This is a genomic window from Polystyrenella longa (assembly GCF_007750395.1).
Taxonomy (GTDB): Bacteria; Planctomycetota; Planctomycetia; order Planctomycetales; family Planctomycetaceae; genus Polystyrenella; species Polystyrenella longa.
In genome coordinates this window covers 203,217-225,568 of sequence record NZ_CP036281.1, presented here as the reverse complement: position 1 = coordinate 225,568, position 22,352 = coordinate 203,217, and the positions used below count along the sequence as shown (strand labels likewise).

The window sequence follows — 22,352 nt, the reverse complement described above, 5'->3', positions numbered from 1 at the left end:
ACCGCTGCTTTAATCAGAAGAATGGCTCAGCAGTGCCGGATACCGGTCGTAGACCATCTCGCATTCTGGAAGAGACTCGACAAAGAGGCGTCCATAGTGTCGACTGCGGACACGGGGATCGAGAATTACGACCTGACCGGTATCCTGCTGGGTCCGAATCAAACGGCCAAAACCCTGCTTGAGTTTGATAATCGCCTCGGGCACTTGGTACTCCATGAACGGGTTTTGTCCGTTCGCTTTCAGCGATTCAATCCGCGCCTCCAGCAAGGGATGGTCGGGCACGCTAAATGGGAGTTTGGTGATAATCACATTCTGAAGTGCGTCACCCGGCACGTCGACACCTTGCCAGAAGCTGTCCGTACCGAACAGAACGGCACGAGGATCCTTTTTGAATTTCTCCAGCATGGCGGAACGAGGCAGTCCGTCTCCCTGACAGTATAGAGTCAACCGATTGTCGATCAGAAATTTTTGAACCTGCCGAGCGCAGCGCTGCAGCATCCGATAGCTGGTAAACAGGACAAATGCTCGCCCCTCTGTCTGCGGTACATAATGCTCGATACAGCGTGAGACAGCCGTCTCGTACTCTCGTGAATTGGGATCGGGCATGTCATCGAGCAAGATTAATTTCGCCTGTTCTCGATAGTTGAACGGACTGCCCAGTTTTTTCTCGATGGCGGAGGTTAATCCCAATCGACCTTTGACGTAATTGAAATCGTTCTCTCCGACGGCAATCGTCGCACTGGTCAGGATGATGCTGCTTTGCTGATTAAAAAGTTCGTCTCGTAATTGTGGCCCGACATTGACGGGGGCACTAACGAGGCGTGTATTTTGCTGACGACTGCCGCTCCGCTCCATCCAGTAAACTGCCTCGTCGAGCTTTTGTGTCATCCAGGTTTCCAGCGCTTCCGCCTGCCCTTCACACCGTTCCGCAGCCGCCATGATCTCGATACGATCTTCGTCTTCCAGATGGTCTGTCTGGAGGACCAGTTTGCCTGCTAACTGAAACAGGTACCGGCTCAGTTCTTCCTGAATGGGAGGAACCCCGTGGACACGTCCGTTTTCTTTGCCCGTCTGTTCCTGCCATATTCGCAGGTCGTAAAAGAATTCGCGCGCCTGCAGTCGCAAGGCGCCTACCAGCTGTTTCAGTTCCTGCAAGTTGAACTGTTCGAGCAACCCTTTCTGAGTACGTTCGTTATAAAGCCGATTCAGCAGGTACTCGACCTGACCACTCGAAAAGGTGACTCCTAGATATTCACTGGCGACGGATTCTATGGTGTGCGCTTCGTCAAAAATTACAACATCATAATCGGGCAGCAGACTTGCCCCTTCACGCCGGATGGCGAGATCCGAAAAGAATAACGCGTGATTCACCACCAGTAAATCGGCGTTCCAGATTCGGCGTCGATCTTTGTAGTAGAAACATTGATCGTAGGTCGGGCATTTTTTACCCAGGCAATTACCGTGCTCACTCTGCACTTCCGCCCAGACCTGCTGCTGAGGAGCAAACGGTAAATCGGATCGACTGCCATCATTAGTTTCGTATGACCAATCCAGGATGCTTTGTAGGTCGCGCAGTTGCTCGGCTTCATTGAACATCGACGATGCCTTTTCCACGGCCCCCTTGAGCCGACGGAGAGACATGTAGTTCGTTCGTCCTTTCACCAGTACCGCCGAAAATTCCAGTGGAAGCACCGCGTTCAGGAAAGGCAGGTCGCGCTGAATCAGTTGTTCCTGCAGACTGATCGTATGTGTCGAAACGATAATCCGTTTCCGCTTGCTCCCTTCGTTCCGACGACCGTAGGCCGCCAGGATTGCCGGGACGAGATAGGCAAAACTTTTCCCGACCCCCGTACCTGCTTCGACCAGTGCGTGACGTTGCTCGGCAATCGCGCGGGCGACTTCGTCCGCCATTTCGAGTTGTTCAGGACGTACTTCGTACTGTTTCAACCGTCGCGCAATCGGCCCGGATTCACCCAGTACTTCTCGTGGAGTCATTTCCACTCTCGTTCATCTTCCTTTGATAACTAGAGACCCTCACACACATGAGTGTCTTTCAATTGATATAGACGTCCTGTTCACACTCAAACTGTTCGCACTCAAAAACTGCCCCAGTTATCCTGGCCAACATCTAAGTTTCCCGATGCAAGGCAACCAGACACATATCGTCACTCTGATCCATCTGATGCGCGAAGGCATCGACATCCTGCACGACCTGCTTAATTAGTTGGTCCATATTCTGAAACGACCGATGCAACGATGCAAACAGCCGGTGTGTCCCGAATAATTCTCGATCCGGGTTCATCGATTCCGTAATGCCATCCGTGTAAAGCACCAGAGAATCCCCTTTCTGCAATTCAAATTCCAGCTCCCGGAATTTCTGATCCGGATTTACGCCCAACGGCATACCAGAAATTTCCTTGCCTAGAGCACGAATTTCTCCTTTGGCATCGATCAGCAAGGGAGGCATATGCCCCGCGTTGACGAGAGAGATTTTATTCGTTTTCAGATCCAGCACCAGCATGACGAGGGTAATAAATCGAAAGCCGAGGTCACTGGCCGACAATTCGGCGTTCATTGCTTCTATCGTTGCCGAGGCGGATATTTCGGTCATCAGGTGATTTCTCGTCGAAGAAAGGAGTCTCGCCATGAACAGCGCCGCTGGCACCCCTTTCCCGGCTACATCGCCCAGAACAATCGCCAGTCGCTCATTGGGAAGATGAATGTAGTCAAAGTAGTCCCCCCCCACATGTTTGGCTGCTTCGTAGTAATCACAGAATTCGTAACCGTCGACCTTAGGACGTTCGGACGGCAGAAAACCCAACTGAACCCGCATTGCAAATTCGAGTTCGCGTTCTAGTTCATGTTGTTTAAGCAACAATTCATGCTGATACGCGTTCTGAATGGCCAGACTGACTTGCGAACCGACACTCAGGAGGACATCAAGGTCTTCGTCGGTATAGGTTTCGCGCAGGTCGCTGGTCGTCAGTTGTAAAGCGCCCAGAACGGTTCCCGAGGCCTCGACGAGTGGTACGCAGATTGTGGAACTCGCGTCCATATCCTGCATCGATTCGCTGGAGGTGAACCGACTGTCTTCCAGCGAGTTCTGGCTCAGGACGGCTTCGCGAGAGTTCATTGCCAACTCGACCATTGTTTTACTTGCCCGGGCTGTTTTGGGATCAATATGACTTTGATGTTTACTCGCGGGAATAGTGAGTTCACCCGTTTGGCGATCTTTCATAATTAAAAACACAGAATCTGTTTGCGGGAATAAAGCAAACGCCTGTCTCATAATCGTCTGCATCACCGGTTGCAGTTTTAAGGTTGCGCCCAACGCTTTGCTGATTTCCAGAATCGCTTTCAGCTTGGTTTCGGCACGCGCGGGATCCATCACCGGGTTTGCACCCGGACGTTTCATCTTCAAGGTTTGAATGACGGCGGTATCATTCTCAAACTTTCCTTCATTCAGCAGGGCCTCCTGAATTATTTTGGAAGACGAACCCTCGCCATCCACTGCGGTGCGGGAATCAAGCCGCATCGTTTCCTGACTGTCATGTCCACCAACGGGGGACAATAGCGTCGAACTCGACTCCGATCGCCGAAACCGGAACGAGAATCCACAGATTTTGATACAGTCTTTGTTGCGAAGACGCAGCTTTCCCTGAATTGCCTGACCATTGACGAGCGTTTGATTCCGGCTGTGGAGATCTTCGATGAAATATTGCTCGTTCTGCTTGACGATCCGGGCATGCTGACGGCTAACGGCGATATCGTTCAAGCGAATTGCACAGTCGGGGTGCCGCCCCAGCAGAATCAAATCGGAATCGAGCTCGATCATTTCCTGATCGGGTGATCCCTCTTCCAAAATCAGATACGGCACCTTACACCTCCAACCCGCAGGCTTTTTGTCATGAGCTACTTGAAATCACCGTGAGATCGCGTGAAAACCTATTCTGTAAACAGGTCCCGGTCTGCAGTTTCAACGCTGCTTTTATGTCTATTATCACGTCTCGATGAGGAAAAAGCGGAGTGACTTCCAAGAAGCTTTTACGTATTCACATTATCGAGACTTCTGATCGACTTTGAAGGGACTCCCCTGTCAGATTCCGCCTGTTTTCCTCTTTCAGAGGATTTCGGCCACCCATTCCTATCAACGGAACATCCATTCCGCCCTTTCAGCTTCTGAGTTCTTCCCGTCAGGATCTAGGAACCGCCAGCAGCATGGAGTATGATAACATACCTGTCAGTCGACTGGCTTCATCGGAGCCAATCCACCTGATGGGTTTCGATTGATCGCACTGTAGTGACTCCATCCCGACTTCTCCGCTGCCAGACAAGCACTCATCCGTGGTGAAACAATCTCCGCCAAATAATCCTTCGCAGACCTCCGCCAGTCGATTGATTGGCCTGGAGCTGGGTGATTTTCATTTATTGCGACACCTGGGAACAGGGGGCATGTCCTCTGTTTTTCTGGCGCAACAGAAATCACTCCACCGCCAGGTCGCGCTTAAACTTCTGAAGCCGGAACTACTGGAGAATGAGGAAGATGAGACGTACCTGAAACGTTTCTCGCAGGAAGCGGCCGCAGCCGCGGCGCTGAACCACCCGAATATCGTACAGGTATACAGCATTGGTGAGGAGCAGGGGTATCACTACATTGCTCAGGAATATGTCCAGGGTGTCAACTTACGACAGTACATCGATAAACATGGGCCGCTCGACCTGAAACTGACGATCTCACTCCTGCGTCAAATCGCCTCTGCCCTGCAGAAAGCGGGCGAAATTGGCATCGTGCACCGTGACATCAAGCCGGACAACATCTTGCTCAATCGGAAAGGGCAAGTGAAAGTGGCTGACTTCGGGCTGGCGAGAATTGTACGGCAAGAAGACAAAGGAAATCTGACGCAAGCCGGAACCACTTTGGGAACGCCGCTTTACATGAGCCCCGAACAGGTTCATGGTCATGAACTGGACCAACGCTCCGACATCTATTCTCTCGGGGTGACCTGCTACTGCATGTTGTCCGGCAAACCTCCCTTCCAGGGAACGAACGCCGTCACGATTGCCATGAAGCACATCAACGAAAAACCGGTTCCGTTGAGTAAACATCGCCCTGATCTACCGGCAGAACTGGGGCGCGTTGTCGAAAAGATGATGGCCAAAGACCGTCGTAAACGATACAGCGATTGTCAGGAGATTCTAAACGAGCTTAAACGCCTCTTCCCAAAATCGGTTCCCTCGACAGAACCTGTTGTCAACGACTGGGAGACCAACCTCGAGATTCCTACGGCCACTCCTTTCAATTGGACCATAGGCAAAACGATCGGCGTGATGGTCGCGAGCGCTCTACTCGTCGCGGGCATCTCTGGCGGAATTGCTTTCAGCCAGCGACCGGGTGATCTCTTCAAGCTGCCAGAAACCCCTCCAACAAATCTGAAGCAGACTCCGTCCGATCAATACCTGTACGCTCTCAATCAGGAAGAACGGGCCGAAGAGGCGTTGCGGGCGCTCATCAACAATCCGGCAGAATTTCAGGGACAGGAAACGGAGTATCGCAAATACCAGAAATTTGCTCAGCTGCGTCTGGCTCATCTTTATCTGGTCAAAGGCTTATATACCGAAGCCATGGATTTGTTCGAAGAAGTCAAAGACACGACCAACAGACAAGAGGAAATGGTTTTTTTCAGCCAGTCCCGTGCGGGTGAAATTATTACCTTGGGATTGACGGAAAATTACACAGAGATCGATCGTTTACAAAACGCATATGAATTACCCAAACTACTAAACCGCCTCAGTGCGGACGAAATTGACCTGCTTTCCACCAGCCTGGAAAAAACCGCCATCGCTCTTAAAAAACAGGGTTATTACGCAGATCGCTACCCGAGCCTGGGCCTCGTTCTGGAATAAGAGTTGAGCTAGAAGACTTTTTCGATGCTCTTGCCAACCGGTTTAAAAAAGTTCTTGTGCCTGCCCTGTCGCGGTCGCCACAATTACCTCTGTCGCTTCCAGGGGGAATGGGGTAACTGAATCCCCTCGGACTCTGACCCAACCGCAAAGTCACCCCAGGCAACAGAGTCGAACCCTACCCCCAGGTCCACCTCTACCGACTGATCCGCACCCTTATCGAAAAAATCAACCTGGAATGGATTTCCAGACTTTTTTCATGCGGGAGCCAACAGACATGACGCTAGACTCCTGGGTTCAGTAACAAATACGAATCGGCTCCGCTTTCTTAGTAGAAACGGTTTTGATCCCGGTCGATTTACTTTCTACAGATCGACGTATCTCGAATCACGTCGATTTTAACCAGAGTTGATGGCCCCCTGTTGAACTCGCTTATGAACGATTGGTGGAACCGATGGCGCACGTTCCTTCCATTTTTCAAACACTCTTGATGATGGCATTGTTGTTTGGTTGCTCCCCTCTCGTAATGGGTCAGAGCAACGGACCGACACTGTTACCTCCCAGCATTTCGGCGCCTGTTCCGGAGAACCCAACGTCCTCGGTGACTCCAACCGTCCCGCTGCCTCAATACAATCCGGCTGCTTCCGAAGACGCACCTACCCCGACCTTCATCAAGGGAACGGAAGAAGCAGCCCCCGATATTCTGGTGACTCCCCGCATCCAGATTCCGTCATATCGCCCCACCCCCACGACTGGAAATCCATCACAACAGCCACGTACAACTTCGCCACCACAGATCAATAATCGCGTCCTCAAACCGACCACGCCGCGCACCTACGGCCAGCCGGGATCCCCTGCTCCCCGAATCCAGGCCGACCCTTTGCCACCGCAGCAAGCGCCTGCTCCCACCACGCGTCTGAATGCCTCGTCTACCGGCCCTGCCAAAGAAGCGGAGGGAGGCACCTGGCGCGAAGCGGACTACTGGATTGTCAGTAGCCGGAGCTTGCCTCAGTCTCCCCGGGAAGAATGGAAACTGAATGGCCAACCGCCGATGCTCGACTACGTTCATTTTGATCGGGACCGCACATTCCGTCGTTACCCGCGTGAAAAGTACGAGGAATGGTTCAAACCCGGCACCCCCGTCTGCATCATGGTGCATGGAAGTTTTACCTCCTGGGAAAGCCTTCGATTTGAGAGTGGGCATCTCTATCACTGGTTGAAGAAATCGGCTGACGAGGAACCCTTACAGATTGTCTTCTTTACCTGGCCCAGTTCCTCACAGCTAACCGGTCTGCTGGTCACCGATGTCGAACGACTGGGCAGTCGTTCTTCTTACAACGCTCGTTACCTACAGGATGCGGTACTCTCACTTCCTGAGAAATCTCCCGTCACATTGCTCGGTCATTCACATGGAGCCCGAATGTGTGCCCAGACGTTACACGATCTGGATCACTCTCAGAAATGGAAAGACCGCCAGGATCAAGCGGATATTCAGGCGATCTTCATCGCGGCCGCGTTTGATCACTTCTGGTTGCAACCGGGGCAGCGGAATGACCGAGTCGTTCACGTCACCGACCGCATTCTGAACATGAAAAACAGCAACGATCTTGCGCTCGCATTTTATTCCGTACAAGGTTCCACTGGTGCGGAACCGCTGGGACGCGTTGGTTTCACTCCGCAAGACCGGTCGTTCATCGGACCAAGCATGACTAAAATCAAAGAGTTCGATCTGGCTCCTTTCATCGGGACAGCGCACTTGTGGTCGAGTTTTTATCAGCGGGCCGACGTGGGCAAATACGTAACCGACTTCGTATTTCTTCCAACCACAGAGCCTGCCTCGTCTGAATCAGAGAGAACCGACTCGCCACAGAATGTCGCTTCTCCCGATCCTCTACTCCGTTCTCAGATCACAGATGTGATGCGACCACAGTCGGGTCCGGTCCAGGTCACTCCTTCTCGGACCACTCCGATTCAATCCCATCCGGGCTCCTATCCGGCGGCGCGATCCCGCATGCAACCTTTCGCGGCAGGGCTTCCATTGATTCGGGGCCGTAGACCAATCCCTCCGACAGCGGCACCACATCTTCCACGGAAATGGTAACCCATGAACCGCCCCGCCCATGCGAACACCTCTTCGCCCGGTAGGGATCGGTTCCTGCTCATCGTCAGTCTGATGTTGCTCTCCTGGTTAAGCATGATGATTGTCCACGAACTGGGGCATATTCTGCTGGCTTTCGGAACCGGAGGTAACGTCGTTGAAGTCGTACTCCATCCACTGACGATTTCCCGAACCGATGTCAGGCCGAACCCATCTCCGCTCTGGGTCGTCTGGGGTGGTCCGCTAGTGGGAGTGCTGCTACCAGTGCTGGGATGGCAAATTTCTCAGTGGCTCATCCCAACTGTCGCATACCTCTGGCGGTTCTTCGCCGGGTTCTGCCTGATTTCCAACGGAACCTACCTCGGTCTCGCTCCCCTGGAGGCCGTGGGAGACACGCGTGAACTGCTGAGATTGGGAACACCTCTTTGGCTGCTGGTTTTGTTCGGTATTGTCTGTACGGTGTCCGGATTTTTGCTTTGGAATGGCCAAGGCTCCGAATTTGGGCTTGGAAAATCTCCCCGTCCCGTGAACAGACGTCATATATGGGGAGTGGTTACACTCACGGTTATCGTGATCGTCGCTGAAACTGTATTATCGGCAAGAAGTTAAGACGATTCTATTCTGTACGGCGAGCGACTTCTCTTTATTTCCCCTCCCCTCCTGACGTATGATAGGGCCGATCAGACTTACGGAACTGATCGCCCTGAAAACGGTCTCGCTTTGCGAAAGACCGGCTCTATAATGAGAGAACGACGAATTCCTTATCGCCTTCCCTCCTCTTCCCCCAGCCTTCTCCAGCGCGGAGCTATTGCAGACACATGGGACTCGAAAATCGTGGCTACATGCAGGACGAACCCTCCTTCTTTGGAGGTCCCTCTTCCGGTTCAGCAGATCGACTCATCATCACAATAATTATCATTAATGTGGTGGTATTCCTCCTGCAGAATATGTCCGTCACCGTGGGGGAACAGGTGACCTACTGGCTGATGCTCCGTAATCAGGAGTTGTTTCAAGGCCAGATCTGGAGGGTCGTGACGTATGGTTTCTGCCACGGCGGATTCTTCCACATTCTGTTCAATATGTTCAACCTGTATATCTTCGGGCGGTTGCTCAGCCAGTCGATGAAGACTTCTGAATTTCTGGCTTTCTATCTGGTGGCGATTGTCGTCGGGGGTTTGGCCCAAGTTGTGGTCAACTTCGGGTTTGATGCCATCGTGATTGGTGCTTCTGCAGGAGTTTCAGGTCTGCTCCTCCTCGCAGCAATGAAGTTCCCCCGTATGAAGCTGCTGCTCATGGGGATCATCCCCATTGAACTTCGCTGGCTCGCCATCGGGTTTTTCGTGCTCTCCCTGCTCAGCGCCGGCAATACGGCATCTGGCACGGCTCATGCCGCGCACCTGGGGGGAGCGGTCTTCGGTATTGCTTATCAATACTTTCATTGGAACCTGTCCAGTCTGTTTGAAGGGCGCGAATCGGTCAGCAAGCTGAAAGGTATCTTCAGTCGTAAACCAAAACTGAAAATACATACCCCCACAGGCCCTTCGAAAAAGCAGGTGCAACTGAACGAAGAAGTCGACCGCATTCTGGCGAAAATTCACGAAGAGGGCGAAGCCTCGCTGACCAGCAAGGAACGTAAAACGCTGGAAAAAGCGAGTAAACAGTACCGCCAACTGAACAAGTAATCGATACTGAATTAGTTCGATTTATTTCGGCGCTTTCACGTTCGTCCAACTGCGCGTTTGTACGGAATCCTGCTTTTTCTGGTCGGGACGAGAAGGACAACGTTCGAGAAAGCTAACCGCTTCCTCCACCGAATCGGTAACGTAAAAGCGGTGATAGTCTTCCTCGTCAATCGTCGCCGCCTCTACCATGTCTTCCCGCACGAACTTGAGCAGAGGCTCCCAGTAATCGGTTCCCATAAAGATAATGGGGAAGTCGTATACTTTGCCGGTTTGAATAAGCGTGCTTGCTTCAAAGGCTTCGTCAAGAGTCCCAAAGCCGCCCGGAAGAATGAAAAAAGCCTGCGAGTATTTCACCAGCATGACTTTGCGGACGAAGAAGTAATTGAAGTCGACCACCTTATCGATGTAGGGATTCGGATCCTGCTCGTGCGGCAGAATAATGTTACATCCCACTGAACGTCCGCCGACTTCAAATGCGCCCCGGTTGGCCGCTTCCATGATCCCTGGTCCACCGCCCGTCAAAACAGTGAATCCCTCGTTCGCCACGGCTGCACCCACATCTCGTGCCAGCTGGTAGTATCGATGATCTTCTGTGAAACGAGCCGAGCCGAAGACGGTCACACAAGGCCCCAGAAAGTGGAGTGCCCGAAACCCGCGAATGAACTCTCGCATGATTCGTAACACTCGAAAGAATTCGCCTGTTCGCGAACGGGGACCTTCCAGAAAGGTTAGATCGGGTGTTGGTTGACTCGCCAATTCTTCGGGCGGAATCTTTTCTTTGAATTCATCACTCATTGCGGGGACCTGTTCGCCAATGGGTTTTGTGCCGCCAAACGCGTAAAATTGGCTTTGGCTGCGGATATGAGATGCGCTCTATCGGACAGGGATCAACCTGTAGATTTCATCCTCCACAGGCTATACTGACGTCAGAAAACTGTCGTATCTTAACAATTCATCGCCTGAGCCAAACCCGAATCTTCACATATGACCTCTTCCGAATCGAGCAGCAGCACTCCCAAAGCCGTTCAACAGACGGTTGAAATCGATGGCGTAACCCTGTACCTGGGGCATCCGGACGAATCGAAAACCGAATGGATCGGCCAAACTGAGATCCTGAAACAGCTCTTGGCCTGTTGGATTATGGTCGATCCCCGCGACCTGGCCCTCTCGCCACGCTTGGTCGGTTCCCCCGGTATTGGTAAGACGACACTGGCCATTTCGGCTGCCAAACAACGCAAACAGGACTTGTACGTCTACCAGTGCACGGCCGATACCCGCCCGGAAGATTTGCTGATCACTCCCGTATTAGGGGACCAGGGCCGGATTCTGTATCACGCTTCGCCGCTGGTAACCGCCATGCTTCGTGGAGGCATTTGTCTGCTGGACGAAGGGAACAGGATGAATGAAAAGTCTTGGGCCAGCCTGGCTCCCCTCCTCGACCATCGGCGTTATGTCGAATCGATCATTGCCGGAATCACTATCCACGCGCATCCCGACTTTCGTTGTGCCGTAACGATGAATGAAGATGAATCGACGTTTGAGATTCCCGACTACATTCTCAGCCGTCTGCAACCCACATTGACGCTCGCCCATCCCGAACGTGATGATGAAATGGCGATCCTCAAGTATCATCTCCCCTTCGTCGACTCGGAACTGCTCGATCTGACGGTAGAGTTTCTGCAGAAAGCCCACGAGCTTAAACTCGATTTCTCGACGCGCGATGGAATCAATATGCTCCGCTATGCCCAGAAACGGATTGCGTCCGATCCAGACCACGCCCTGAGTCAGGATGATGCGTGGCATGAGGCACTCGAACGCTGCCTGGGACCTGAAGCACTCGATCTTGAATCGATGTCTGACCAGCGCAAGCAGAACTTAGGCGGTAATTTTCTTCCGATGGGCCTCGGCGACTTCTTCTTCAACAGTAACGATCCGCTGCACCCCGACTTCAATGAAGAAGACGACGATGATGAAGATGAAGAAGACGACAGCAAATATTAAGCGAGATGGATTCATCGCTTTGAAGCCGTGCGTCTAATGACGTTCATGCGGATGAGGCTCCAAGTGGACCAGGACATCCCTTAATGAACTGAAGTCCTGCAAAAGTCGGTCCTTGACTTGATGACCGATCAAATGGCCTTCCGCCACGGTGAGACGGGCGTCGACCTCGATATGAATGTCGACGAAAAACTCCAGTCCCGATTTGCGCACCCAGAGCGTCTCGACTTCCTGCACGCCTTCGACCTCTTCTGCTCGCTGTTTGATTTGTTCGATGAATCCATCGTCTGCTTGCACGTCCATCAATTCGCTGGCGCTTTTCTGAAACAGATGAAAACCATTCCACAGAATGACCAGCGAAACGAGGATCGCCGCACACTCGTCAATCCACAGGTAAGCCGGACCTCCCCAGCGAATGATGCTTAAACCGGCGAAGACCGCCAGTGAACAGAGGGCGTCGCTACGATGATCCCAGGCGTTCGCTAGAATGGCCGTTGATCCCGTTTTCTGTCCGACCTTCAGCTTGTAGCGATACAAACCTTCTTTGATGAAGACGTTTAATCCCGCGACCCATAGTGTCCATACTGGAGGGATTTCATGGGGCTCGGAAAACCGTTGAATTGCCCCCCAGGCAACATAGAACGCGGATAGAATAATGACTAACGCGACATTGGAGGCCGCAATCGCTTCGGCTCGTGTATGTCCATAAGGATGCTCTCGATCTGCCGGACGTTGGGAGAAGAAGAGAGCGAAAGTAACCACCAAGGAAGTCAGCGAATCTCCGATAGAGTTCACCGCATCAGAAATCAGTGCGTAGGAACCGCCCACAATCCCCGAGATCAATTTAACGATTCCCAGCAGTACGTTCACAATCAGACCAAACACAGAAGCGCGGATCGCCTCCCGATAAAGATCTGATCGACGATTACTCACTGATAGTCTCTCCTACGATGCCAGCTCAGCCACTCGATGTTAAATCGTCCCCAACAGACTGAGATTCTTTTTGATCCCTGAATCATACCGTCCAGAGTGAAACTCTTCGAGGCCTGTATCCTCAGACGAAAATCAGTCCATACCGATTTCGGGAAGAGATCTCATCTCGGATGCGTATTTACTTTTTACTTGGCCCTCTTCCTGCTGGCGACGTAAGATGGCGGAAGTGACCCTACTCAACCGAATCCCTCAATCGGAAGAATCAACATGGATCTCGCAACATTTGAACGCGTCCTCCTCCCGCAGTCTGGAGAATCTTTTCTAACTGAAGCCGGGCTGGAAACCGATTTCATTTTCAATCATGGGATCGATATCCCCCATTTCTGCACCGCAGTCCTGCTGGATGATCCGGCCAACCGCAGCCGATTGAAACAGTACTATCGGGAGTTTGTTGCGCTCGCTCAACAATACAAATGCGGCGTGGTATTGGAGACGCCGACCTGGCGTATGAATCGGGATTGGGCGGAACGACTCGGTTACAATGCGGCTGATCGCCGTCGGTTAAACATTGCCGCCGTTCATCTGTTGCAGGACCTGCGACAGGAAACGAACCTGACTTCGGGTCGGTTCATTGTCAGCGGGAACCTGGGTCCCCGAGCGGACGGATACAAAGTCGCTCAGGTGATGACGATTGACGAATCCGCCGAGTACCATCGCGAACAGGTAGAGACATTACGCGACGCGGGAGCAGATTGCATCTGCGCAATGACGATCACGACCGCAGAAGAAGCCACCGGAATCGCGAAAACTGCTCAGTCAGCAGAGATGCCTGCTGTAATCTCCTTTACCGTAGAAACGGACGGCTCGCTCCCTTCGGGAATGAAATTGAACGAAGCCATCGCCTATGTCGATCAGGAAGCGCCAGACGCTGTGAGTTATTTCGGGATTAATTGTGCTCATCCCACGCATTTCGACAGCCAACTCGACACTCAGGATTCATGGACTGCAAGAATCGGTACGATTCGCGCCAATGCCTCCACTATGAGCCATGCGGAACTTGATAACTCCACAGTACTGGACGCAGGTGACCCACAGGATTTCGGGGACCGCTATTTGCAGCTAAGAAATCGACTGCCCGAACTGCGTGTCTTTGGGGGTTGCTGCGGAACAGATATTGCCCATATCGTCAGCATCTGTGAACGTTGTCTCAAGTAGCCATAACCATAAACTGTAAGCTAAATCACAGATATTCAGTGACGAACGTCTAATCATTGTAGAAACAGATATTTCATTCCTTCTGTGAGTTCCCCATCTCACGATCAGGGATAGGACTGGTTCTTTTGGAAATGGCTAATTCCAACCCACTCTAAAATGTAATTGTCCGAAACTGGTTACAGTTCATCGTGATTCGCAATTGAGATTCATACATGTTGAAAATAGATTTGTTCGTGCGATCCATCCCCACGGTTTGCCTGGTCCTGATTTCGACGTTTGGTATCGCTGAGGAGCCGACGTCTTTAGTTCCGAAGGACTACCCTCCGGGCAATCTTGGAAAAGTGGTTCGTCTTGGAGAAGAGATTGTCTTCGAGACAAAGGAACATCCGCTGTCGAAAAAGTACGTTGGAAATGCGCTTAACTGCACCTCCTGTCATCTCGATGGAGGACAGCATCCGCAAGCAGCCAGCTTCATCGGTATTGCAACTGCCTATCCTGCGTGGTCTCCCCGGGAGGAAAGAGCAATTACACTGGAGGACCGGGTCCTCAATTGTTTCATGCGAAGTCAAAACGGTGTTCGCCCCCCTCTGGGAAGCGAAGTCTCTGTGGCGATCACGACCTATATCACCTGGCTCTCAACGGGTCAGTCCATCGCTCAGAATCCAAACAAACCTCTCGGTCCTCGGCACGTTCCCTCTCTGGATATTAAAAACTTCAAACCCGATCCCGTTCGAGGTAAAGAGTTATACGTCGAACGATGTGCTGACTGCCACGGCAACACTGGAGAGGGCCTGGAAAGTGGACCACCTGTCTGGGGTGCCGATTCTTTTAACGACGGTGCCGGATTAAGTCACAACGACAAGCTCGCCAGTTGGCTGAAAGTCGCCATGCCATTGGATGATGAAACCTTAACGACGCAGGAGGCGTTCGACATTGCCGCATTCGTTAATCAACATGAACGTCCTAAGTTCAACTTGCAGGAGCACCTTCCCGATGCGGACAAATTGGGCGAGTACAACGGAAAACAAGACTAATTTCGGCTCGATCATCAGTTCACTTTTGGAAACGTTATAGACGATTAGATCGTCTATAAGAACGAATCACTTCCGGTGGTTGCGGATGCAGGAACAGGCTCGCCACACATTTCGCAGTTGGCCGCTTTCGAGTTCACAATAGGTTCGCCGCATGCCGAACAAGTCACGCTCAGATTATCATAGATCGCAAACTTTTCTTGCTGCATCGACTGAACTTGCCGAACGATGTTGATCCAGAGGTAGCACAGACATAAATCCATTCCCAACGCCACAATCGTAAGCGTGGTCTGTGTCGATATTGCCAGGTTTTCATTTGCTGATACTTGATTCACTACGCTAGTCAGAATCCATAAAGCCCACCAGAGATTGATCGTCTGGTTTGAGTCATCTGAACCTTCTCTACTGATATCTGGGGAACTGTTACTCCAAATAGCCGCCATCACACGCGGTGGCTTAAAGATGTTGGCAATCGGTACAAAATACCATCCTACAGCCCAACCGGGACTGAATCGGACCGGATGATTAAGAGAGAGGGCATGAGCATTTTTGCAAACGCGGTATATCCAAACTAAATACACTAAAAAGTTGAGCAACAACAGTAATAAAACGCAAAGCGCACTCACTACCACTAGATTCTCAACGACGAGAGTCCGTGAATCTAGTTGCCCCTTATTCTCGACCAGCATAAGATGGTAAACCGAGAGGCTGGACATGACCAATACCCCTACTGCACGAATCAAGATTGTGACTACGGTGAAGGTCGTGAGCTTCGATATATCGTTGTAAGTGTAATTGCGAGGATTGGCCATTATGAATCCTTGAATCAGACCCGCTGCAGAGAGTGGTATTGTTAAGCAGTTGTGAAACGTGTTGATATTTCACCATACAAATCAATCCCAACGCAATAAATAGAGGCGAGATTCTACACATGAATCACGTTTTTTAACGTTAACGAATGGTCTCATCGAATTTCGCCAGGACGTAAAAAAACTGCCGCACTTCTGCAGTGCGGCAGTTCAATTATTTTAATACTGATTTTTGAACACAGTCTTTCAAGCTAAACAGATCATTATCTGCTCTGGAAATAATGAAGTTATTAGTCCAATAGACCGCCGCCTACTTCTGCGAACACACTATCTGTGGCTGCAGGAACTGCTACGGAGGAAGCGATTTCATCGAGTCGAAAATTGCCAAAGCTCGTTTCGGCTCCTTTGGCTCCCAAACCGGTATCGCCACCATTAACAGCGTTGTCAAACTCAGCAGAAGCCATCAGGCTCCCACCGACAAACAACTCGACTTCCGCTCCATACACTCGAAGTTCAATCGAGTATTCTTCATCGGTTTCTATACTCGCATCTACGGAAGTGATTGGAGTGTCGAAATCACCCAGGTAGTGACCGATGATCCATTTACCGGCTTCGGGAAGGAAACCTGCATATTTGAAATCGGTTTCGTCGACATAGTCGAAGATGACAAACCCGTTGTACTCGCGGTCAACCACTTCTCCAATTCCCGGTGAATGCGAAACCAGTGTCGTACCGATCGAGAAGTTTTCAGGTAGTTCATACGGTGTGCGTTGAATCAGCACCCCTAATTCTCCCGTGACTGTTCCATCAACCGTGTTGTAGTAATCGCCACCAATTCGTTGTTTTTCCCAGAGTTGCTCGTTGTAGTGATCAAATTGGCCAGCGAGTGTCACACGAAAGTCTTCGCGATAGTCGGGAGAAAAGTCAACGACCTTTTCGATGGCCTCATCAAGTTGGAAATTATCAAACAGAGTACTTCCGTTGCTGACTGCTAAGCCGACCGTCCCTTTATATGCAGGGGAGTCGAAGTCTGCCGTAACTAGAGTTTCTCCGTTGACAGTCAGTTCAGCTGTATTACCGTTGACTGCCAAATGAAATGTATATTTCTGTCCTTGATCGACAAAGCGGGCTTCATTCGAAAAGAGATAGCTTTCCACTTCATTGTTCACGCCATCAACGCTTTCACCAATGACCCATACTTGATCTGTCTTAAGTCCGGCGTATTTGTAATTCAGTTCGTCAACGAAATCAAATACGATGAAGCCATCCATTTGGGCAACAGAACCCGATTCAAAAACCAAGTCGGCAGAAACATTAAATTTGTGGGGAAGCGGAGTTCCTACCGGAAGAATGGCGAATTCTGTACCCGAAGTGCTCGCATTATCCAGCTTTAAGACTTGGCTGTCATCGTAAGTGGAAACAGTCCCTGTAGTAGTGCCTACAGGGGTCAGTTCACCCGTAGTCCCCGATTCGAAGTCTTCAGAGATCGGAATATTCGCGTAAGCGCCAATGATCACATCTTGAACACGGAAACTTTTGAACCAAGTATTCGCGTTGAAAGAAGCGAGCCCAATATCCCCACCGTTCAGATTCTCTGCAAATTCGGCGGTGCCAATCAGCTCCTGACCGACTCGCATGGTTACTGAATTATCATTGATGTCGAGAAAGATTTCGTAGGAAGTTCCCACATCGATTGTTTTTCCAAGATCGTCCCAATCGACGACCAGCTCTCGATTGCCCCAGTTGCCTTCATAGTGACCAATCGCCCATTGATTCTGACCGTGAAAAGCACCCGCATATTTAAAGTCTGTATCGCTGACGTAATCGAAAATCACGAATCCGTCATGCCATTTTCCTGGCGAGCTTACCGACATCATCTCGGCGGAGATATCAAAGTTGAGTGGAAGCGGTGCAGACATTTCTAACGATGCGAGACCCAAACCTCCACCGACAGTTGAATCGAGTTTCAGGTAGCCTTCCGAATCGGAAGTGATGACAGATACTTTTTCAGGAGTGTTCGAGGCAAGAGCAGTAGCTTCTCCATAATCGAATCCCTCAAAATGAGGGAAGTCGGCTCCACTGGGGACGGCAACATTCAGGTTATCAAAACGAGTCAATGCGAAGTATGACGCAAGTCCTACGGGGTTTTGATTCAGTTCTTCGCCGAAGTCATAGGTGGCAACCGACTCGCCATCGACAGATAGCTCCACTGACGAACCAAATACCAGGATTTCCATATGGTATTCATGATTTGCTCGAATGTGGCGATCGTCATCATCCCAATCGACAGTGACCCGTCGGTCCTGAAAGTTCTGTTCGCTATACTGGCCGATAACCCATTCATTTTGCCCGACAAATGTTCCAGCAAATTTGAAGTCCGTTTCGCTTTTATAATCAAAGATAATGAAAGCGTCCGTCCAGCGTCCTGCCCCAGAAACAGCTTCAAATTCAGTGGAAACAAGAAATGTTTCCGGCAATTCTGAAGCCAGATCGACAGTCGCTAACGAGAGTCCCGTTCGCCCAATATCATTGAACTGCAAACTGTGGTCACCCAGTTTTTCAAAGACGCTGGTAGTTGCGGGCGTCACAATTTGGATGCCATCGGTATTCTCTTCAAAGTTCTGTTGATATGACACATCTGTGTCGGGACTGGTACCCACCGGGCCCGTACCGGATAGCATCTGCCGTGTTTCTAAGGCTTCAATTCCTGAGGAAACAAGATCATTTTTATGTGAGTGAAAACTTGCTGATTTACGTCGTTGATTCGTCATGGAGTGGAAAAGTGCGCGCACAACCACCGCAATGGTTCGCTGGAACATCATTGAGTTGTCCTTATGGCGGGGGAAAAGTAATAAACGGACAACCTGCGTTGCTGCAGGTTTGGCTTAGGTGGGATAAAGCCCGGGAAGGAAAATTTAAGCGTCTATTTTGAATTACGCGGGTTCAAATCAGAATCAACAAAATAGATCTGATTATTTGATTATTCTTGCAATCGAGTCGTATCCTGTTAAGTCTTCTTAACAGACAAATCGACATGGGCTTATTGAAGCTTGTATGCCATCATCATTAGCACATCATTCCAAGTCTCTATAATTAGGCACAGATAAGAGGAGAGTCGCAATCAAATAGATTTCAAACATCATTCCAACTAAAGAACGAACTGGCGTAACGTGATTTAGTCAGCAAAGCCTCTTTTTCAAAACGATAGCCATTGGATCTGTGGTTTCGTGCTGGAGATTTATTAACGACCTAGCTTATAAATGTAAAACATTGAGCAGGGAGTATTTTTATTTTCACACAAATCTAACAGTGAATTATTTAATGTTCCACGATCTTGAAATCGTATCATTGCCGATCTTCATTGCCAGGAATTGTTCATCTTTAAACGATTCTGAAACTCTCTGGTGAGTCAAGTCTGCCTTGTTGTGTGTCCATTGAGTAGGACCATTCAACGAGAGGCCTTTTCCGTTTGGGTTTCACCTCTCGGTTCCGTGCTCACCGTGAATCTGGACCTCAATTAACGACTTGCTTAATTGTCAGATCGTGTAACCTTTTCTAGTGTACTGGCCGCCCCTTAATAGACGCGTTGATTGAAATCCCTGAATTCAGCTCTTGAAGGAATTTCTCCTCTTGCCCTAACAAGTTCATCGAATTTATAATTCTGGAACAGTACCGTCGAAGCAGCTTCAGTTCCGACGATTTCTAAGACGTCCTCTCCCTCTGAACTGAGCTCATCGCTTGTTACACGCTCAAGTCCAATCGAATCTCGCCAAAGGCTCCGGCCCCTTCCGGGAAAGCCGTTGTGCGCACTCGGGCTTTAATTCGTTTCGCATCTTGCGGGCTCTGGTATTGCTGCTGGCAATCTCATTGATGCCCGCCGCCATGGTCCCATCCCAGGCGTCCCCGACCGATTTGGGCATTGCTCCCCTCAATCAATTGGGAGATCAAGCTTGCCTCTGTATTCTTCCCACGGAAGAAACGTCTCTTCTACGGTCGATGGAATCGGGAACAAACCACGATCCGGTCGAATTGTCGACCTCGTTGCTGCCGCTGATTCTGGCCCCCCTCCCCAGCCAACGCTTTTTCGCATATGGCCCCCACGGGGTTCCTGTTGGTTCAGGGCCTTCGTTGCGAATGCTGCAGGTGTTATCGCTGCGATGAACCTCGTTAGATGAATCAATAACTCATTTATTCGATGTTCAATCTTCATCACCTTTTTCCAAGAGAGTCTGCGCGCTTTCTGTCGCCCGAGAGGTATCCGGCAACAGGAGATTAATGCGGCAGTTCTTCTCTCCGCAGCGAGCTATATCATGAATAACCATTCTCACAATAGATTATCATCTCATCAGACTTCACCGAATCTTATCCAGCGAGTCTCCGCTTTGTCCGAAGCCGGGCGACATAAAGAGGCTTTCCATCTTCTTGACGGAGAGAATACTGCGCTTCCTGAAATCCGCAACGCACGTGGCGTCTGCCTCATGCGGATGGAGAGACATCGCGAAGCTCTTAGCCTGTTTCGGGCACTCGTCATTCCTCTCAGTTGCACTTGGATGCGGCCCGAACTTCCGGTTATCTACCGTGCGAATCTAGTAACGGCCCTCATGCTGGCGAAGCTTCCACAAGGAGCACAGAACGCACTTCAGGAAATCAAGGAGCAGGATCATCCTTCCGTCATCCGATTGCGTGACGCGATGCACCATTGGGCGTCGCAATTGAGTTGGGGTCGCTGGCTCCATTGGAAAAGCGGGCTCGATATGACCGATGAAATTCCACTCCACTTTCCCGCAGGAAATTTCTTTGATCCATCAATGGTGGACCTACTCCGAACTCAGGTCCATGAAAACCAACTCCTGACTTCAGCTTAACGAGCGCTGTCGGAATGAGGTTACAATGAAGGCGGTTCCTAAATGCAGAGATTTCACATCATGTTCACCACTCGGAACCGCCTTCGTTTTTATAGCTTTTCATAACCTTGAACTCCTCACGTCCTCGGGATCACCGAGAATTTTGAGCAACTCAATAAAGAACTCAGAGAGGGAATCGAGCCCCGGCCGCACTGGCAAACCGGTTGCTAACGGCAGCCCGTCACTTGTTCAGCCTGTTCTGAAGGCGTACAGTTGAGGCCGATACTCTACAATTCACGTCAAGTTGCCCTCACCTTGGAGTTCAGACGGCTAATGAAATCCTTCTTTCTTGTCACAGCTTCACTGTATTTCACCTTAACGATTGCTCTGTGCGTGGCCGAGGAAGTGTCAGAAAAACAGGCTCTGAATATCGGTGGTGACAAACAGTTGCTGATTGACGACCTGTTCTTTGAACAGAGTGAAAACATTCATCTCGCAATGCATCCCGCTCATAAAACGGGTGAACATAACCTTGTTCGAGATCGACCGTGGGAAAACGCCACTCTGAATTGGTTTAGTTTTCTTGAGGACGATGGCGTGTATCGAATGTGGTATGAGTGCTACGACGTCGAAGGCTGGCCCACCATTAACGACACCTCTTTTTGTTATTGCGAATCTAAAGATGGTATTCACTGGACCAAGCCTGAACTGGGGCTGTTTGAATACCAGGGCAGCAAGGCGAACAACGTATTGTTCAGGCAAATTGGTCCGGAAGGGGCGCATTCGCGCGTTCATGGAGCGTGCGTGTTTATCGATTCCTCGGCGCCTCCGGAATCTCGCTACAAAGCGATCTCTCAGGGAATGTTTCCTACTCCACCCGATTACAGAATCGCCGGTATGTATTCGCCGGACGGAATTAAGTGGACTAGATATCCCAAACCGATCTGCAACTTATTCGCGGACAGCCAATTCTCTGGTTTCTGGGACGACAGCAAAAAGAAATACTCCATTTACGGTCGAGTTCCCCATCGGGGGCGCGCGTTGGGCCGCGCCGAAAGTGAAGACTTCGAACACTTCCCCGATCTTTCGTTGGTTCTAGCCCCGGATGACAATGATCCGCCAGAAAGTGATCTTTATAATTCCGCCGCAACCAAGTACCAGTTCGCGGACGGCGTTTATTTCATGTTCCCCAGCCTGTTCCAGCATGATACGCAAACACTCGATATTCGACTGGCAGTGAGCCGCGACGGAATTAAGTGGACTTATCCTGACCAGAAAACGCCGTTTATTCCACTGGGAAAAGAAGGCGAATTCGACAGTGGTTCGCTCTATATGGGCCAGGGAATGATTCGGCACGAAGACGAACTGTATCTCTATTATGGGGGTTCGCAGCTGAATCATGCGGAAGGTCAATTGGAGAATCTCACGCAACCCACGGGCAGCAGAATCTTCAGCCGCGTGACTGTTCCATTGGATCGCTTCGTGTCTGCCGAGGCTGATGCCAAGGGGGGATATTTCATAACTCCGCCCCTGATCTTTGAAGGCAACACTCTGGAGTTGAACTCAGAGATACATGATGACGGCTACGTTCGTGTTGCCGTTCTGGACATTGAAGGTCAGCCATTCAAAAACCGTCGTGCTGAGGACTGCTTACCAGTCTCCGGTCGCAAGAATGTGAAACAAGTCTTCTGGAAAACTGATGGTGATGTTTCCGCTTATGCTGGGAAACCCGTCCGTTTACGAATCGAACTTTCCAACGCAAATCTGTATTCACTGCAATTCAAACAGGGATACCCGTATCAAGTGAAGTAAAGACGACAATCGAACCCTCAAGCAGAGAA

The 22,352-nt window shown here is 50.6% G+C and carries 16 protein-coding genes; 10 read left to right on the top strand and 6 right to left on the bottom strand.

Features of this window, described 5'->3' with window-relative positions:
* Nucleotides 1-9: 9 nt before the first annotated feature.
* Complete coding sequence (locus Pla110_RS00840) at nt 10-1,995, bottom strand: ATP-dependent DNA helicase (protein ID WP_144992249.1); 1,986 nt, start codon at nt 1,993-1,995, stop codon at nt 10-12.
* Nucleotides 1,996-2,128: 133 nt separating this feature from the next.
* Nucleotides 2,129-3,877 (bottom strand): SpoIIE family protein phosphatase, encoded by a 1,749-nt coding sequence (locus Pla110_RS00835; RefSeq protein WP_144992247.1) that lies wholly within the window; start codon nt 3,875-3,877, stop codon nt 2,129-2,131.
* Nucleotides 3,878-4,347: 470 nt separating this feature from the next.
* Between Pla110_RS00835 and Pla110_RS00830 the strand changes: the two genes are divergently transcribed.
* From Pla110_RS00830 to Pla110_RS00815, 4 genes are all read left to right on the top strand, one after another.
* Nucleotides 4,348-5,904 carry a serine/threonine protein kinase gene (locus Pla110_RS00830; protein WP_144992245.1) on the top strand — a complete coding sequence of 519 codons (1,557 nt, stop codon included), beginning with the start codon at nt 4,348-4,350 and terminating at the stop codon, nt 5,902-5,904.
* Between the two features lie 451 nt (nt 5,905-6,355).
* Nucleotides 6,356-8,002, top strand: a complete 1,647-nt coding sequence (locus Pla110_RS00825; protein ID WP_144992243.1) for an alpha/beta hydrolase — start codon at nt 6,356-6,358, stop codon at nt 8,000-8,002.
* Nucleotides 8,003-8,005: 3 nt separating this feature from the next.
* Nucleotides 8,006-8,608: a hypothetical protein gene (locus Pla110_RS00820; protein ID WP_144992241.1), complete on the top strand. Its 603-nt coding sequence runs from the start codon at nt 8,006-8,008 to the stop codon at nt 8,606-8,608.
* 209 nt (nt 8,609-8,817) lie between these two features.
* A complete protein-coding gene (locus tag Pla110_RS00815) occupies nt 8,818-9,681 on the top strand; it encodes a rhomboid family intramembrane serine protease (RefSeq protein ID WP_144992239.1) in 864 nt (287 codons plus the stop codon).
* A gap of 21 nt (nt 9,682-9,702) precedes the next feature.
* Here the strand turns inward: Pla110_RS00815 and Pla110_RS00810 are convergent, their stop codons facing one another.
* Nucleotides 9,703-10,476 carry an LOG family protein gene (locus tag Pla110_RS00810; RefSeq protein ID WP_144992237.1) on the bottom strand — a complete coding sequence of 258 codons (774 nt, stop codon included), beginning with the start codon at nt 10,474-10,476 and terminating at the stop codon, nt 9,703-9,705.
* 189 nt (nt 10,477-10,665) lie between these two features.
* Between Pla110_RS00810 and Pla110_RS00805 the strand changes: the two genes are divergently transcribed.
* Complete coding sequence (locus tag Pla110_RS00805; protein ID WP_144992235.1) at nt 10,666-11,682, top strand: AAA family ATPase; 1,017 nt, start codon at nt 10,666-10,668, stop codon at nt 11,680-11,682.
* Nucleotides 11,683-11,715: 33 nt separating this feature from the next.
* On the opposite strand, the gene Pla110_RS00800 is transcribed toward Pla110_RS00805, so the two are convergent.
* Entirely contained in the window at nt 11,716-12,612 is an 897-nt protein-coding gene (locus Pla110_RS00800; RefSeq protein ID WP_144992233.1) for a cation diffusion facilitator family transporter, read from the bottom strand.
* 267 nt (nt 12,613-12,879) lie between these two features.
* Here Pla110_RS00800 and Pla110_RS00795 point away from each other — a divergent pair, with 267 nt between their 5' ends.
* Nucleotides 12,880-13,827, top strand: coding sequence for a homocysteine S-methyltransferase family protein (locus tag Pla110_RS00795; protein ID WP_231742793.1), 948 nt, complete (start codon nt 12,880-12,882; stop codon nt 13,825-13,827).
* 233 nt (nt 13,828-14,060) lie between these two features.
* Nucleotides 14,061-14,861 (top strand): c-type cytochrome, encoded by an 801-nt coding sequence (locus Pla110_RS00790; RefSeq protein WP_231742791.1) that lies wholly within the window; start codon nt 14,061-14,063, stop codon nt 14,859-14,861.
* A gap of 53 nt (nt 14,862-14,914) precedes the next feature.
* Here Pla110_RS00790 and Pla110_RS00785 read toward each other — a convergent pair whose 3' ends face one another.
* Complete coding sequence (locus Pla110_RS00785; protein ID WP_144992227.1) at nt 14,915-15,670, bottom strand: DUF4328 domain-containing protein; 756 nt, start codon at nt 15,668-15,670, stop codon at nt 14,915-14,917.
* 287 nt (nt 15,671-15,957) lie between these two features.
* Nucleotides 15,958-18,489 (bottom strand): hypothetical protein, encoded by a 2,532-nt coding sequence (locus Pla110_RS00780; protein WP_144992225.1) that lies wholly within the window; start codon nt 18,487-18,489, stop codon nt 15,958-15,960.
* A gap of 916 nt (nt 18,490-19,405) precedes the next feature.
* Between Pla110_RS00780 and Pla110_RS00775 the strand changes: the two genes are divergently transcribed.
* The 3 genes from Pla110_RS00775 (at nt 19,406) to Pla110_RS00765 (ending at nt 22,323) form a co-directional block, all read left to right on the top strand.
* Entirely contained in the window at nt 19,406-19,828 is a 423-nt protein-coding gene (locus Pla110_RS00775) for a hypothetical protein (protein WP_144992223.1), read from the top strand.
* A gap of 149 nt (nt 19,829-19,977) precedes the next feature.
* The gene (locus Pla110_RS00770) at nt 19,978-20,532 is read left to right on the top strand and encodes a hypothetical protein (RefSeq protein WP_144992221.1); all 555 of its coding nucleotides are present in this window, start codon (nt 19,978-19,980) and stop codon (nt 20,530-20,532) included.
* Nucleotides 20,533-20,844: 312 nt separating this feature from the next.
* Nucleotides 20,845-22,323 (top strand): glycoside hydrolase family protein, encoded by a 1,479-nt coding sequence (locus Pla110_RS00765; RefSeq protein ID WP_144992219.1) that lies wholly within the window; start codon nt 20,845-20,847, stop codon nt 22,321-22,323.
* The last annotated feature ends 29 nt before the right edge of the window (nt 22,324-22,352 follow it).